General features: G+C 38.5%; 14 protein-coding genes. All 14 read left to right on the forward strand.

The features are described from left to right. Window positions 1–51: 51 nt before the first annotated feature. The gene (gene ileS, locus AAA923_RS03770) at window positions 52–2,829 is read left to right on the forward strand and encodes an isoleucine--tRNA ligase (RefSeq protein WP_338214665.1); all 2,778 of its coding nucleotides are present in this window, start codon (window positions 52–54) and stop codon (window positions 2,827–2,829) included. A gap of 13 nt (window positions 2,830–2,842) precedes the next feature. Beyond that, window positions 2,843–3,061 (forward strand): cold-shock protein, encoded by a 219-nt coding sequence (locus tag AAA923_RS03775; protein ID WP_338214666.1) that lies wholly within the window; start codon window positions 2,843–2,845, stop codon window positions 3,059–3,061. Between the two features lie 673 nt (window positions 3,062–3,734). After that, window positions 3,735–4,304 (forward strand): NUDIX hydrolase, encoded by a 570-nt coding sequence (locus AAA923_RS03780; protein WP_041499465.1) that lies wholly within the window; start codon window positions 3,735–3,737, stop codon window positions 4,302–4,304. After that, window positions 4,305–4,601, forward strand: a complete 297-nt coding sequence (locus AAA923_RS03785; RefSeq protein ID WP_338214668.1) for a hypothetical protein — start codon at window positions 4,305–4,307, stop codon at window positions 4,599–4,601. It abuts the gene before it with no gap. A 10-nt stretch (window positions 4,602–4,611) separates the two neighbouring features. Then, window positions 4,612–5,301, forward strand: a complete 690-nt coding sequence (locus AAA923_RS03790) for a 5'-methylthioadenosine/adenosylhomocysteine nucleosidase (RefSeq protein WP_338214670.1) — start codon at window positions 4,612–4,614, stop codon at window positions 5,299–5,301. Window positions 5,302–5,313: 12 nt separating this feature from the next. Further along, a complete protein-coding gene (locus AAA923_RS03795; RefSeq protein WP_338214672.1) occupies window positions 5,314–6,462 on the forward strand; it encodes a cysteine desulfurase family protein in 1,149 nt (382 codons plus the stop codon). Window positions 6,463–6,814: 352 nt separating this feature from the next. Beyond that, on the forward strand, window positions 6,815–7,150 hold the full coding sequence (locus AAA923_RS03800) for a hypothetical protein (RefSeq protein ID WP_338214674.1): 336 nt from the start codon (window positions 6,815–6,817) through the stop codon (window positions 7,148–7,150). A 13-nt stretch (window positions 7,151–7,163) separates the two neighbouring features. After that, window positions 7,164–8,282, forward strand: coding sequence for a tRNA 2-thiouridine(34) synthase MnmA (mnmA, locus tag AAA923_RS03805; RefSeq protein ID WP_338214676.1), 1,119 nt, complete (start codon window positions 7,164–7,166; stop codon window positions 8,280–8,282). A gap of 594 nt (window positions 8,283–8,876) precedes the next feature. Then, window positions 8,877–9,527 (forward strand): histidine phosphatase family protein, encoded by a 651-nt coding sequence (locus AAA923_RS03810; protein ID WP_338214678.1) that lies wholly within the window; start codon window positions 8,877–8,879, stop codon window positions 9,525–9,527. Between the two features lie 7 nt (window positions 9,528–9,534). After that, window positions 9,535–10,200 carry a tetratricopeptide repeat protein gene (locus AAA923_RS03815; RefSeq protein WP_338214680.1) on the forward strand — a complete coding sequence of 222 codons (666 nt, stop codon included), beginning with the start codon at window positions 9,535–9,537 and terminating at the stop codon, window positions 10,198–10,200. Then, a complete protein-coding gene (gene recD2, locus AAA923_RS03820) occupies window positions 10,187–12,592 on the forward strand; it encodes an SF1B family DNA helicase RecD2 (RefSeq protein WP_338214682.1) in 2,406 nt (801 codons plus the stop codon). The genes AAA923_RS03815 and recD2 overlap by 14 nt, the downstream gene beginning before the upstream one ends. A 117-nt stretch (window positions 12,593–12,709) precedes the next feature. After that, window positions 12,710–13,255 carry a hypothetical protein gene (locus AAA923_RS03825; RefSeq protein ID WP_338214684.1) on the forward strand — a complete coding sequence of 182 codons (546 nt, stop codon included), beginning with the start codon at window positions 12,710–12,712 and terminating at the stop codon, window positions 13,253–13,255. Window positions 13,256–13,573: 318 nt separating this feature from the next. Further along, window positions 13,574–13,855, forward strand: a complete 282-nt coding sequence (locus tag AAA923_RS03830; protein WP_338214686.1) for an ArsR/SmtB family transcription factor — start codon at window positions 13,574–13,576, stop codon at window positions 13,853–13,855. Window positions 13,856–13,980: 125 nt separating this feature from the next. Continuing rightward, window positions 13,981–15,342 (forward strand): MFS transporter, encoded by a 1,362-nt coding sequence (locus tag AAA923_RS03835; protein ID WP_338214688.1) that lies wholly within the window; start codon window positions 13,981–13,983, stop codon window positions 15,340–15,342. Window positions 15,343–15,398 lie beyond the last annotated feature (56 nt).

A 15,398-nucleotide genomic window follows, 5' to 3' on the forward strand; every position in this document is an offset into this window, starting at 1 on the left:
CTCGTCCTAGAAATTGGATGGGTTCTTTTTATTTTCAGAAGGGGTGAAAGAATGCGAGTAAAAGATACTTTAAATTTAGGTAAAACTAAATTTCCAATGCGAGGCAGTTTGCCAACCAAAGAAGCAGAATGGCAAAAGGCTTGGGAAGAAAACAAACTTTATGAACGTCGTCAAAAATTAAATGAGGGTAAACCAACTTTTGAACTATTAGATGGACCTCCATTTGCCAATGGTGACATCCACATGGGACACGCTTTGAACAAGATTTCAAAGGATATTATTGTCCGTTACAAGTCAATGGACGGCTACCGTGCACCATACGTACCCGGCTGGGATACTCATGGTCTTCCAATCGAACAACAACTTGCTAAAAAAGGTGTTAAACGTAAGGAAATGAGTCTTTCTGACTACCGTAAGATGTGTTTTGACTTTGCTCAAGGTGAAATCAAGAAACAAATGGCTGGTTTCAAACGTCTCGGTATTTCCGCTGACTGGGATCACCCATACATTACTTATCAACCAGAATTCGAAAAGGCTGAAGTTGAAGTCTTTGGTGAAATGGTTGACAAAGGTTACATTTACCGTGGTAAGAAGCCAGTCTACTGGTCACCATCTTCAGAATCAACATTGGCTGAAGCCGAAGTTGAATATAAGGATATCAAGTCACCTTCAATCTTCGTTGCTTTCAAAGTACGAGATGGTAAAGGTCTCGTTGATCAAGATGCATCATTCATTATTTGGACAACTACTCCATGGACAATTCCTTCAAACAAGGCTATCTGTGTGAACCCTAAGTTCATCTACGCTGAAGTTAACGCTGACGGCAAGAAATATGTTGTTGCTCAAGAAAGACTTCAATACGTTCAAGAACAACTAGGCTGGAAGGATGTTGAAGTTCTTAAAACATTCCAAGGAAAAGAACTTGAAGGACTTACAGCAACACATCCATTCTACGATCAAGAATCACTATTGATTCTTGGTAACCATGTTACACTTGATGATGGTACTGGTTTAGTTCATACAGCTCCTGGATTTGGTGCTGATGACTTTGTTGTCGGTATGAAATACAAGTTGCCAGTCTTCTCACCAATCGATGCTCAAGGTAGATTTACTGATGAAGTACCTGAATATGAAGGTGTCTTCTATGACGATGCTAACAAGTTGATTGCTGACAGAATGAAAGCAAATGGTTCATTATTGAAGCTAAGTTTCTTTACTCACAGTTATCCACATGATTGGCGTACTAAGAAACCAGTTATCTTCCGTGCTACACCACAATGGTTTGCATCAATCGATAAGTTTAGACAACAAATCCTTGATGAAATCGAAAAAATCGACTTTATGCCTGACTGGGGTAAAACTCGTCTTTACAACATGATTCGTGACCGTGGTGATTGGGTAATCTCAAGACAACGTGCTTGGGGTGTTCCACTACCAATTTTCTATGCTGAAAATGGCGACCCAATCATGACTAAAGAAACAATTGACCACGTTGCTGACTTGTTCGGTAAATATGGTTCAAATGTTTGGGCTGAACGTGATGCTAAAGATCTTCTACCAGAAGGCTTTACATATCCAGGTAGCCCTAATGGCAAGTTTACTAAGGAAACAGATATCTTGGATGTTTGGTTTGACTCCGGGACAGCTCACTCAGGTGTTGCTAGAACTCGTGATAACTTAGTATTCCCAGCTGACTTGATTCTTGAAGGTTCTGACCAATATCGTGGTTGGTTCAACTCAATGTTAGTAACTTCCGTTGCTGCATATGGCGTTGCTCCTTACAAGGCTATCCTTTCACAAGGATTCACTCTTGATAAAAAGGGCGTTAAGATGAGTAAGTCATTGGGTAATGTTATTGCTCCTAGTGATATTGAAAGACAGTTCGGTGCTGAAATCATCCGTCTCTGGGTTGCTTCAGTTGACGCAAGTTCTGATGTTTCTGTTTCAGTTGACTCATTCAAGCAAGTTTCTGAAACATACCGTAAGATTAGAAATACAATTAGATTTATGTTAGCTAATACAACTGACTTTGATCCTAAGACTAACGCTGTTGCTTATGCTGATCTTCGCCCAGAAGACAAGTACATCACAGTTAAGTTGAACGACATGGTTAAAGACGTACTTGCTAACTATGACAAGTATGACTTTGCCGATGTTGCTAAATCTGTTGTCAGCTTTATCGTTAACGAAATGTCAACATTCTACTTAGACTTTGCTAAAGATGTTGTTTACATCGATGCCGAAGATTCACATGCTCGTCGTTCAATGCAAACAGTTATCTATAACGTTGTTGTTAAGTTAGCTAAGTTGTTGACACCAATCTTGCCTCACACAATGGAACAAGTTTGGGAATACCTTAAAGAACCAGAAGATTTCGTTCAATTGACAGAAATGCCTAAGGTTGAAGAAATCGCTGATCAAGCAGAAATCGAAAAAGACTGGGCTGTCTTCATGGACTTTAGAGACAACGTCTTGAAGTCACTCGAAGTTGCTCGTACAAACAAGTTAATTGGTAAGTCACTTGAAGCTAAAGTTACTGTTAAGCCAAGCGCTGAATTGAAAGCCGTTCTTGATAAAATCGACAGTAACTTCGGTCAACTATTGATCGTTTCACAATTTGAATTGACAGACTCAGATGTAGCTGATGCTGACAAGTACGAATTAGCTGATGTTCTTGTTGAAAAAGCAGAAGGCGACGTATGTCAAAGATGTCGTATGATCAAGACAGATGTTGGCAGTGATGAAAATTATCCAACATTCTGTGCTAGATGTGCTAAAATTGTTGCTAAGGAATATCCCGAAACAATGACGGATGGCTTTGATGAATAGGATAGGTGACTAAATGTTTACCGGAAAAATTATAAGATTTAATAATGATCGTGGCTTTGGTTTTATCAATAACGATAGTGAAGATATTTTCTTCTTTGCTGACTCAGTTCTTAACCGTGATGATTACTATATCAAAAACGGATTAACAGTCAGTTATGAAGTTGCACCTGGTTATAAAGGACCACAGGCTGTAAATATTAGTATTAAAGACGAGGAAGAAAGCGCTGAATAGTGCTTTCTTTTTTTTATATTGAAGGATGCCGCCACTGGACGTGAGGGATGGCAGTCTGCTGTGTGGACCGATTCGAGCCAGAGTGCGGTCTCGAACCTCGCTTTTGAGCCGAAAGCCGTATCTCAAAAACGTCCTGTGCTGTAATAACGGGAAAAGCTCCCGTCCTAACACCACTACCACTGCGGACTCCATCCCTCACGCCCGGTGGCTCTTTGGTTTGAAAGATATTTTTGGTATGGGTGGATGATGGTTATTGCTCGTTTTGGATGGTATTTCTACTTTCAGAGCTTGAAAAAGTAAGTATGAGTTATAATCGCATTTAATATTTACTGTATAATTGCGTAATTTATTTAAACATTGAAGAATAACTAAATATTCAATGGCTACATATCAATAAACCAATCCCTAGCCGGAGGTTGGCAGAGAAATTCACGTGCAGTGGAGGTATAGCAAGGGTGCTAGCCCTTGCTATACAGGACGACTTTGGAGACTTGCCGAACTGTGGCAGGGCTTCAAAGCGAGATTCGAGACCGTACTTTGGCTCGAATCGTTCCTCACAGCAGGCGAATTTTCTCTGACAACCGGAGGCGGCAAGACCTTGTAGTTAACTCAATATCTGGTAAAATATTTGCATTGGTTCAATTTTGATAATCTCAAATAAGAAGGTCAAATAATGGAAAAAGAAGATTCAAGATACTACGAAGAAATTGTTGCCCAAAAGAGAATGTTTGGTGGCAAAATTATTGACGTTGATGTCGAACAAGTGGTTTTGCCAAACGGAATCCCTGACATCCGTGAAGTTGTTAAACATCACGGTGCTGTTGCCATTATTCCTTTCACAGATGACGGTAAGATGATTTTTGTTAGACAATGGCGGACTCCGCTTGAACAAGAAACTTTGGAAATTCCTGCCGGTAAAATTGATTCTGATGAAGGTAGCGATTTGAAAGAAGTTGCCTTGCGTGAAATGGATGAAGAGCTTGGTATGACTACTGATAAGTTGGAAAAGGTTACAGCATTCTTCGCTAGTCCTGGCTATTCCAATGAGAAATTGACTGTCTTCAAGGCAACTGATTTGAAAGAAGTTGAATTCAAACGTCCACTTGATCCGGATGAATTCTTAAATGTTGAAAAATTGACATTGGATGAAGCAAAAGCTCAAGTTGAAGCTGGCGTAATTTGCGATTCAAAGAGTATTTATGCCATCACTTATTGGGAATTGCTACAAGCAAAGGAAAAATAAATGTTCGATAAGATAAAAGACTTTTTTAATTCAAAAGTTAAATCGTCTCATAAAGAAGAACAACCGCAGACAGTCGTTCGTGCTGATCAAGTCGAAGCTCAGCAACAAAAAATTCGTGAGCAAGAACGTCGTCGAGCGGAAGAAGAGTATAAACAGCAACATCCAGAGCAAATAATTCAAGAAAATTTGTCATCTTTTGAAGATAAGACAAATAAATTGAAAAAAAAGTTAAATATTGCCATCATTACAGTATTCGGCTTAATTGTTCTGGTATTTCTAATATTATTTTTTATTTAAGGGGTAAAGTATGAAAATTGGCGTAATCGTTCCTATGGAAGAAGAAATTAAATTAATGAGAGAATCACTAACTGATGTTAAGAATGAATCAGTTGCTGGTGTCGATATCACTATTGGTAAGTACAAGAATCATGATGTTTACTTAGCACAAAGTGGAATTGGTAAAGTTCAAGCAGGTATCACTGCAACACTTATCAATGATCGTTACCAACCGGATTTTGTCGTTAATACTGGTTCAGCTGGTGGAATTGGTTCAGGTCTACATATCGGAGATGTTGTTATTTCTGACAAGATGGCCTATCACGATGTTGACGCTACAGGATTTGGTTACAAAGTTGGTCAACTTCCACAACAAGAACTTTATTTCCAAGCCGATCCTAACTATGTTAAGGAAATTGCTGCCGCTGCAGAAAGAACTGGTTTGACTTCTCGAGTAGGTTTAATTGTTACCGGAGACCAATTCGTTGACTCTAAAGAAAAAATTGCTACAATTAAAAAGTCGTTCCCAGATGCATTAGCAGCTGAGATGGAGGGTGCAGCTGTGGCTCAAGTCTGCAACCAATTCCACACGCCATTCGTTGTCATTCGTTCAATGAGTGATGTTGGGGACGAGGATGCTAGTGTCAATTTTGACGAATTTGTTTTACAAGCCGGACGCAAATCAGTAACTATGTTGCTGAACTTTTTAGACCAAGAATAGAGGGGATTTATTGTGGCATTTATTTATTTAGATAATGCTGCCACCACACCGATGGCTACACCTGTAGTCGATGTGATTCATGACCAGATGGCGAACAATTTTGGTAACGCTTCTGCTACCAACTATTTTGGACGCCAAGCTCGCAAGGTTTTGGACGAAAGTCGCCATACGATTGCTCAAAGTATCAATGCTAAAGACTCAGAAATTGTCTTTACTAGTGGTGGTACTGAAAGTGACAATACAGCGATAATCGAAACAGCATTATCTAGACAAAAATTAGGTAAACATATCATTACAACTGCTATTGAACATGAGGCTATCCTCAAACCTTTAGCATATCTCGAAACATTAGGATTTGAAATAACTTATTTAAAACCTAATGAACGTGGAGAAGTGACTGCCGAACAAGTTAAAAATGCCCTCAGAGACGATACTATTTTAGTGTCGATCATGTATGGTAATAACGAAGTCGGTTCCATGAATCCCATTGAAGAGATTGGGGAAGTTCTAGAAGATCATCAAGCTTTCTTCCATACTGATGCTGTTCAAGCATACGGAATGGAAGATATTGATGTTAAAAAAGAACACATCGATATGTTATCGACATCAGCTCATAAAATTAATGGGCCTAAATTTATCGGTTTTCTTTATATCAATGATGATATTCATATTCCATCATTTATTAAAGGAGGCGACCAAGAAACCAAACGACGTGCTGGGACTGAAAATGTTCCTGCCATCGCTGGGTTTGCTAAAGCCGTCGAACTGATTACTCCGGAAGAAAAACAAGCTAGACAAGAACGTTATTTTGGTTTTAAACAAACAATTCAAGAAATTTTAAATAAAAATAATATTAAATTCGCTATCAATGGACCAACTGATATTCATGCGTTGAATCATGTGATGAATTTGTATTTGCCAGGTATTGAACGTGGCGTATTGTTAACCAGATTAGACTTGGAAGGCTTTGCTATCTCCGGTGGTTCCGCATGTACCGCAGGTAGTTTGGAACCTTCACATGTCTTGATTGCCATGTTTGGCGAAGACAGTCCTAGAATTCAAGATTCAGTTAGAATCAGTTTTGGTAAAGATAACACTGAAGAAGAAGTCGTTAAGTTTACAAATAAACTGATCGAAATAGTTTCAGACTTGACTAATTAGTGAAATTTATTCAAACTTATAATTAAGGTCTAAAGGTTGAAGGTTTATTGAAGGATGTCGTTTCCAGAGCAGAGAGTATTTATCTGTTGCGCGGAACGGCCCGAGCCAAAGAGCGGTCTCGAACCTCGGTTGAAGCCTTGCAAGAACGGCAAGTCTTCAACACGCCCGGTGGTGTAATGGCTAAAGCCATAACGCCACTTTCGCTGCAGGTAAATACTCTCTGCTCTTCCAACTAAATTATTTTTAGTGAGGTGGGATGATTGGATAAATTATTCAGTTGTCAAAGGTGGTATATCCAGCTTTCGTCTTTCAACTTTTAGTTAAGATAAAATTTTTATGGGGGATGAATAAAATGGATAAACGACAAGCTCAAGTAACAGGGGACCAAGAAGTTTACGAACTAAGCCCCGAAGTAAAAAAATATTCACTTTTGGATGCAGGTTTCATGGAATCAAATAAAGGTAGTTTCAAATTGGTACATCCTATCAATGGATCATCACCATATGAAGCTAGATATTATTTGCGTGCAACTGTTGACAAAAATTTAGATGGGTTAAAATTAGCAATTACTGATAAGTCAGGATTGCACAATATCAATATGTTTAAGATCAAGGACACTGAAGAAGAAGTAAGTGACTACCGATACTTAATGAACTTTTTGAAAGAAAAAAACGTATTAGTTAAATAGATGAGGTTTAGAAATGGATAATAAGAAGAAGCGTGTTGTAGTAGGTATGAGTGGTGGCGTTGATTCGTCAGTTAGTGCACTTCTTTTGAAACAACAAGGCTATGAGGTTATCGGAGTATTTATGAAGAACTGGGATGATACAGATGATTCCGGTGTATGTACTTCGACAGAGGATTATGAAGATGTTGCTAAGGTTGCCAACAAGATTGGTATTCCTTACTACTCAGTTAACTTTGAAAAGGAGTATTGGGACCGCGTGTTCGAATATTTCTTGGATGAGTATCGTAAGGGTAGAACTCCAAACCCTGATGTTATGTGTAACAAAGAAGTTAAGTTTAAGGCATTCCTTGACTACGCTAACAAGTTAAACGCTGATTACATCGCAATGGGTCACTATGCTCAAAGTTTCCGCGATGATAACGGTGTTGTTCACTTATTGCGTGGTGGCGATGCTAACAAGGATCAAACATACTTCCTAAGTACTGTTCAACAAGATCAGTTACAAAATGCATTGTTCCCAATCGGTGGAATGCAAAAGTCAGAGGTTCGTCGTATTGCTGAAGAGGCTGGATTAGCAACTGCTAAGAAGAAGGACTCAACTGGTGTATGTTTCATCGGTGAGAGAAACTTCCGTAAGTTCCTTAGCGAGTTCTTGCCTGCACAAGCTGGTACTATGATGACACCTGATGGTGAAGTTAAGGGTAAGCATGCTGGTTTGATGTACTACACAATCGGCCAAAGACAAGGTCTTGGAATTGGTGGAAATGGTAAGTCAAACGAGCCTTGGTTCGTAGTGGGTAAGGACATGTCAAAGAACATTCTTTACGTAGACCAAGGATATGACAATCCAGCATTGTACGCTGATCATTTGGATGCTTCAGACCTATCATTTATCACAGGCTTGGACTATGGTGAAACATTCCATGCCACAGCCAAGTTCAGATATCGTCAACAAGATACAGGCGTTACTGTTCACATGTTAGGTGACGGTAAAGTTAACGTTGAGTTTGATAACCCAGTACGTGCCATCACACCAGGACAAGAAGTTGTCTTCTATGATGGTGAGGAGTGTCTAGGTGGAGCTACAATTGATGCTGCTTATATGGCAGAGAAGAAGTTGCAGTATATCTAGAGAGTGAGAGAGCGAAGATGGGGCGCCCAGCTCCCGAGCATTTTCGTAAATAAGTGAATTGCACGCCGAACTTAGCGGGCGATTTACTTATTTATGAAAAGCGGAAGGAGTTGCCCCATCGTAGCTCGTTTTAGAGCCACTGTCTATATATACAAGGGTTTTAAAATACTTTCAATCAATAAATCAAAATATAAAGACGAAAAGACTAACCTCAATCGAAGTTAGTCTTTTTGTTATAATAAAAAAAACTATACGTATGTATTGCAATATATTTGTGTAACTAAATATTTACGAAATCATTTATATTAAAAAAATAAACTAGTCGGAAGAGCTGGGAAATATTTGTGTGCCGTGGTAGTGGTATAAGGACGGGAGATTTCTCCCTTCCTTATACCACCGGGCGTGTTTGGAGACTTGGCAAACTGTGCCAAGGCTTCAAACCGAGGTTCGAGACCGTTCTTTGGCTCGGACCGTTCCGCACAGCTAGTGAATATTTCCCAGCTCTGTAGACGGCATATTTAACCACCCCGACCTTGAAAAAATCTCTTAAAAAATCCATAATTGTACTTAACTAACTTGGTAAGGTGAGAAAAAATGGAATTATATTTTGTCAGACATGGTAAGACCGAATGGAACTTAGAGGGAAAGTATCAAGGTGGACATGGTGATTCACCATTGTTGCCAGAAAGTTTGCATGATATCAGTCTGTTGGCAAAAAGACTTGAGGATACAAAGATTGATCACATGTATTCAAGTCCATTACCACGTGCTAAGACCACTGCAGAAACATTGATTAAGGATTTGAAACGAGAAATTCCTTTGTCAGTTGTTCGCGACCTACGCGAATTTGATTTGGGCATTATGGAAGGCCGTAAGTTTTCAGAATTGGAAAATGAAATGCCTGAAGTTATTTATGCCTTTAGACATCAACCATCCGACTATGATTATGATTTGATCAGGGGCGAATCATTTGAAAAAGTCGCTGAACGCACAACTAATGCTGTGAAAAAAATTGTGGCTGAAAATGAAGCAAAAAGTAATGTTGTCATTGTCAGTCACGGAGCTGCTTTAGTCACAATGATTCAATCGTTGTTGGGTACTAAAGTCGCTGATATTCGCAAAAATGGGGGACTCTCAAATACTAGTTTGACACACCTTCGTTTTGAAAACGGCGAATTTAGATTAATTAAATGGAATGAAACAGGTTATCTGAACAAGAAGTTGGAAAGCTCAGATACTATTTGAGGTATTTATGAACAAGCAAGCAGAAAAATTATTTAACCAGGGTGACAAGGAAGCTGCTATCAAGTTGATTGTGGCTGACTTGAATAAGAACCCGAAGCAATTACCCGAAATTTTACAATTATCGACTTATTTAGTTCAGGCTGGCGATTTGGAACAAGCTGAAGAGTTGTTGGCTCGTTCTTTGGAAATGTATAAGGATAATCAGGATTTACTTTATAATCTTGGAAATGTGTATTATTTGGCTGATAAATTCGACAAGGCCAATGACATTTTTCAAAATTTGGTCAACGATGATTATGCATTTGAAGCTTATTTTATGTTGGCTAAAACTTTGGACCAACAGGGCAAACGTCAATTGGCTATTATGTATGCTTTGACCGCTGTTGAAAAGTCGCCCAAGGATTTACAAGCAAATGAGCTATTAGCCGATTTATTGCTTGCTAACGGCAATTTCCAAGAGTCCTTAGGATTTTACAAGGCTGCTAACGAAATCAGGCCACAGGCCAAGTATTGCTTTAATATGGCATTGTGTGCGATGAACTTGCACCAAGATTATCAAAACTACTTGGATCAGTCTAAAAAATTAGATGAAAAGTATTATTTAAAGAATGAAAAGAAACTAGCTGAATTACAAGAATTTATCAAACAAGGAGATAGCGATGACAGAAAGTGACGAGAAACCATATTTCTTGGGTACTGTCAAAGCCATCTTTTTTGAAAATCCCGAAAATCTCTATAAGATCTTTACGATTAAAGTTAAGAAAACCAATACTGGCTGGGACGGCGGCGATATCGTTGTTACTGGTAGTTTTGGCGAAATCGTTGAAGAAGAAGAATATCGTTTTGAAGGCGAAATCGTCGATCATCCCAAATATGGTCAACAATTTAAAGCTACAACGTATAAACGCAGTCGACCTAATGGTCGTAAGCAACTGGTAGCTTTCTTTTCGAGTGAAGAGTTCCCAGGTATTGGGAAGAAAAAGGCTGAGAAAATTGTTGATACGTTGGGTGAAGATGCAATCGACAAGATCTTACAGGATCCTCATGCCTTGGATTTTCTAAAACTTGGTGAAGAGAAAACCCAAAATATTGTGGAGCAAATTTCCAGCAATCATCAGACAGAACAAGTTTTATATCAATTGAATAACTATGGCTTTGGTCCAACATTGAGTGCTCGTATTTTTCAAAAGTATGGTGCACAGACGCTCGATAAATTGACTGAAGATCCGTATCAGTTAGTCATTGATGTCAAAGGTGTTGGGTTTAAACGTGCTGATGAGTTGGCGAAACGATTAGGCATTACCGGAGACGACCCCAGACGTATTAAGGGTGCCTTGATTCAAATGGTGACCTTAATTGTCAGTGAAACAGGTGACACGTACGTTGACGGGCAGGATTTAATTCATCGTGTTGGCAGTATTTTACGCGCTAATTCAACTGATGATTTGCAACAAAAATTACTTGATGGCTTACGTAATTTAGTTAAAGATGGCGTACTGGTAGTTGAAGACGGTAACGTTTATGAAAAAGATTTGGCTGACAGTGAGTGGTCAATTGCCCAATCATTGAAGATGATTACTGATAGTTTCAAAGGTGTGTCTTGGAAGAAAAAGGCCATGAAGAAGGAATTACGTCAGATTGAATCGGATTTTAATGTTAAATATGATGAGTCGCAAGAAAAAGCAATTGAACAATCGTTGACAGCTCCAGTCTTTCTATTAACTGGTGGACCCGGAACTGGTAAAACAACCATCATTAATGCCATTGTCGCAGCCTATGCAAAGCTAAATGACATGCCACTTGAACCAGAGTCCAAAGAGTATGCAATTGCTCTAGCGGCTCCTACAGGACGTGCAGCTAAACATATGGGTGAATCAACCGGTTTGCCAGCGATGACAATTCACCGTTTGTTAGGATTGACTGGTACTGAAGATGATGAATTTGCGGAACCAAGTTTAGATTGCAAATTGTTGATTATTGATGAAATGTCGATGGTCGATACAAAATTGTTTAAAGTTTTGATTTCTGCCGTTCAACCAGGGACACAAATCGTCCTAGTAGGTGACCGTGATCAGTTGCCATCAGTTGGACCTGGTCAAGTCTTTGCTGATTTGATTAACAGTGAAGTATTCCCAACTATGATTTTGAAAAATATTCACCGTCAAGATGAGGATTCAACGATTATTCAGTTGGCTCATGATATTAACGAAGGTGTTATCGTTGATGGCATCTTTGAAAATCGAGCTGATCGAAGCTTTATCAACTGCAATAGTCGCGATGTACCGCATGTTTTATCACAGATTATCAGTAAGTCTGGTGAACGTGGTTTTGATATTGCGGATGTCCAAGTGTTGGCACCAATGTATCGTGGTACTGCCGGCATCGACAACCTGAATTATGTGATTCAAAACGTTGTTAACCCAATGACACCTAAGCGTAAAGAGGTTTCAATGGGTAACATTAAGTATCGAATCAAAGATAAGGTCGTTTATTTAGTCAATACGCCTGAGGACAACGTTTTCAATGGTGAGATTGGTCAAATTGTCGGAATTATTTTGGCAAAAGAAAATACTGATAAAGTTGATAAATTAGTTATCGATTTTGATGGCAATGAAGTTACTTTGGACCGTAAAGACTGGCTCAATATTACCTTGGCTTACTGTACTTCGATTCATAAATCGCAAGGTTCTGAGTTCGAAATGGTTATTTTGCCATTAGTTAATGAAGAATCACGGATGTTACGTCGTAATTTGTTGTATACAGCTGTTACCCGTGCCAAGCGTCTGTTGATCATGGTCGGTGACCGCAGTGCGTTTGAACGCTCAATTAGAGATCAGTCGAGTGAGCGTCAGACTACCTTGAAGGAACGAATCTTTACTAGTTTTAAGATTAAGCAGCCGGAAACAGAGACTGAATCTCCTGATGAAGAAGTTGAGCCAGAAGAGACTGAACCAAAGGATTATCGTTTAACACTTGATATGGTTATGAATAATGCCATTAATCCGATGATTGGGATGGATGGTGTTATTCCTAGTGATTTTATGAATGAAGATAAAGCAGTTTAAAAGAAAACTAAGTGTTCACAAAGAAGTATGTTGTCGTGACGTGCTTCTTTTTAGTTGCCAAAAGTAATTTTTAGAGTATTATTTTATTGCTACTAAAAATTATAAGGAAATTTAATTATGCAAAATCTTAGTTATACGAATATTGTTTTAGCGTTACTAATCCTGTACGTGGTAATTAAGCGTCAGCTGGAACCGAGAACCGTTAAGTTTAAACCAGAGTTTTTCGTTGTGGTTATTTTATTAGGAATTGCTTCGATTGGGGATGCTGTAAACAAACAACATCTTGATCTTGCTCAGAATAAAATTATTATTTTCGGAATCCTTAGTTTGATCAGTGCAGCTATTTTTGCGGCATTGCGAGCCTTATCGTATAAGTTCTGGCTTGATGATGATAAATTAGTCATGCGCGAAGGAAATTGGTTAACGATTGTTTGGTGGGTCATCGGTATCGGGATGCACGTAGCAGTTGATCGAATTTGGACTGGAAGTTCAGTGACATTACTGCTGTATTTAGGGGTAACTTTATTAATACAGCGGGGAATAGTTTGGTATCGAGCCTCATCGAAATTCCCTAAAGAAATATCAGCTAATGTTGCTGCACAAAAAAAGGATAGAAGTAGACATAATAGACGTCAGGAGCGTCGTCGTGAAAGACATCATTAATAATAAAATTGAAGAGTATTTGTGAGAAACAAAGAAAAATATTTTCTAGCTTCTTGCAAGTGCTTTTTTGTTTCAAGAATGGATAATTTGAATCAGAAAATATAATCCAATATCGGAACGAGTAATAATATTTTGCTCAGTCCGTATCATAACGCTTATATATATGCCTTGCTCATTTTTATATATTTAATAATTTTGAATTTAAATAATAAACAGAATTCAACTATCAGTGAGGCGTAAAATTGTTTAAACTTCCAAACTAGATTTTTGAGTAAACTTAGTTGAAAATACGTCAACAAAACGAGTAATATATCACATATGATGAATACAGCAGATAACAAACAAATAGCGGTTTTTAAAGCGTTAGCTGATCCAATTCGACTAGAGATTATTCAATATTTAAAACAGACTGACCGTGAGATTTCTTGTGGTGAAGTGGGAAAAGCCATTAATATCAGTAAGACCTCAGGCTCGTACCACTTTAAGCTGCTTCAGGATGCTGGTTTGATAAATGCCAGAAAAGAAGCACGTGAGAAATATGTCAGTCTTAATCAGACAATTTTCGATAAGTATGTAACTAATTTTTATAAAAATATTTAAGGGCGTATATTTACGCTCTTTTTGTTTGCACTTTTCTCCTTGTCAGGAATTTCTTGGCATGTTAATTTTAAATAGTTCAAAATATTTTGAACTATATTTAAGAAAACATGAATGGGGAAAATTAAATGAAACAGAAACAAGTTAATTCAAACTGGGTGTTAGTTTTAACTTCATTAGGATTTTTCATGTCGATGATGGATTCTATGATTGTGACGACAGCTTCAACTGCCATCAGAAATGATTTTCATATTTCAGTCGATATGTTGCAGTGGGCGATGAATTCGTACAATATTACGATTGCGGCAGTTCTTTTAGTTGGAGTTTCTTTAGGTGAACGGTTAGGACGCCGTAAAATTTATAATTTAGGTATTCTGATCTTTACTATTGGTTCAATTCTCTGTGCTTTGTCGAACAACATTGAATTTTTGATTATTGCTCGAGTAGTTGAGGGTATTGGTGCATCAGTAATGACGCCGATGTCGATGGCAATTTTGACGAATACTTTGCCAGTTTCAGAACTTGGAAAAGCACTCGGGATTTGGAGCGGAATCGGTGGATTGGCACTGATTGTTGGTCCATCATTGGGCGGATTTATTGTTGCCAAGTTAGCATGGCAGTGGATATTTTGGATCAATGTGCCAATTGGTGTTTTAGCAATTTATTTATCTATGAAAATGTTGCCAGAAAGTACTGGTAATAGTGATAAGGTCGGCCTGGTTGATTCAATTTTGATCATAGTTGCGTCTACTAGTATTATCTGGTCCTTATCGGCTATGACGTCTACCAGTTCAATTATCTGGTCACTGACAATAGGAATTCTAGGATTATCAGCTGGAGTTTGGTTTGTTTTACATCAAAGAGTCGAAGAAAAACCAATGATTCCATTAGGCTTCTTCAAGTCGATAGCTTTTACAGGTGGAAATATTGCGACATTCTTGCTGTACGGTTCAATGTATGGCGTGGTATTTTTCCTACCACAATTTTTACAAGGCGTTGGTGGAGCAGATTCATTAACAGCTGGATTAGAGATATTGCCTTGGACAGGGACTTTAGTAGTGGTAGCGCCATTTGCTGGAAATGCAGTCGATAAATACGGAGAAAAACTGATTGCGACGTTGGGATTGCTGTTCCAGGGTATTGGCTATATTTTGATAATGATTTTAGTAAATGATCATAGTCCATATCTAAATATGGTTGTGCCATTAGCCGTTGCTGGTGTTGGGTTATCGATGGCTGGTCCGGCACTTCAAAAAGTAGTTTTGGGTGCAGTTGCGAAATCCGAGATTGGTAAAGCGTCGGGAATTTACAATGTTTTTCGTTTATTAGGCGGAGCAGTCGGAACAACAGTTTCAGTGATTATTTTTTATCAATTTGGAGGGATGAGCGATTTAGGATTGTTTACTAGTGGTTTTCGAGCCGTGATGTTGAGTGCAGGGATTATTTCTATTTTAGGAATAATTTTTTCATTCAGATTTAAAAATCGTTAGACTAAGGTTGAAATACCAAAGAAGGTTCAAAGGACTATTGAAAGTTCCTTGAACCT

The organism is Companilactobacillus muriivasis, from assembly GCF_036246245.1.
GTDB lineage: Bacteria > Bacillota > Bacilli > Lactobacillales > Lactobacillaceae > Companilactobacillus > Companilactobacillus muriivasis.

Coding starts and splice junctions, on each gene's coding strand:
- AAA923_RS03830 (WP_338214686.1), top strand. CDS start 13,574: ATGATGAATACAGCAGATAACAAACAAATAGCGGTTTTTAAAGCGTTA.
- AAA923_RS03815 (WP_338214680.1), top strand. CDS start 9,535: ATGAACAAGCAAGCAGAAAAATTATTTAACCAGGGTGACAAGGAAGCT.
- AAA923_RS03790 (WP_338214670.1), top strand. CDS start 4,612: ATGAAAATTGGCGTAATCGTTCCTATGGAAGAAGAAATTAAATTAATG.
- AAA923_RS03810 (WP_338214678.1), top strand. CDS start 8,877: ATGGAATTATATTTTGTCAGACATGGTAAGACCGAATGGAACTTAGAG.
- recD2 (WP_338214682.1), top strand. CDS start 10,187: ATGACAGAAAGTGACGAGAAACCATATTTCTTGGGTACTGTCAAAGCC.
- ileS (WP_338214665.1), top strand. CDS start 52: ATGCGAGTAAAAGATACTTTAAATTTAGGTAAAACTAAATTTCCAATG.
- AAA923_RS03785 (WP_338214668.1), top strand. CDS start 4,305: ATGTTCGATAAGATAAAAGACTTTTTTAATTCAAAAGTTAAATCGTCT.
- AAA923_RS03835 (WP_338214688.1), top strand. CDS start 13,981: ATGAAACAGAAACAAGTTAATTCAAACTGGGTGTTAGTTTTAACTTCA.
- AAA923_RS03775 (WP_338214666.1), top strand. CDS start 2,843: ATGTTTACCGGAAAAATTATAAGATTTAATAATGATCGTGGCTTTGGT.
- AAA923_RS03780 (WP_041499465.1), top strand. CDS start 3,735: ATGGAAAAAGAAGATTCAAGATACTACGAAGAAATTGTTGCCCAAAAG.
- mnmA (WP_338214676.1), top strand. CDS start 7,164: ATGGATAATAAGAAGAAGCGTGTTGTAGTAGGTATGAGTGGTGGCGTT.
- AAA923_RS03800 (WP_338214674.1), top strand. CDS start 6,815: ATGGATAAACGACAAGCTCAAGTAACAGGGGACCAAGAAGTTTACGAA.
- AAA923_RS03825 (WP_338214684.1), top strand. CDS start 12,710: ATGCAAAATCTTAGTTATACGAATATTGTTTTAGCGTTACTAATCCTG.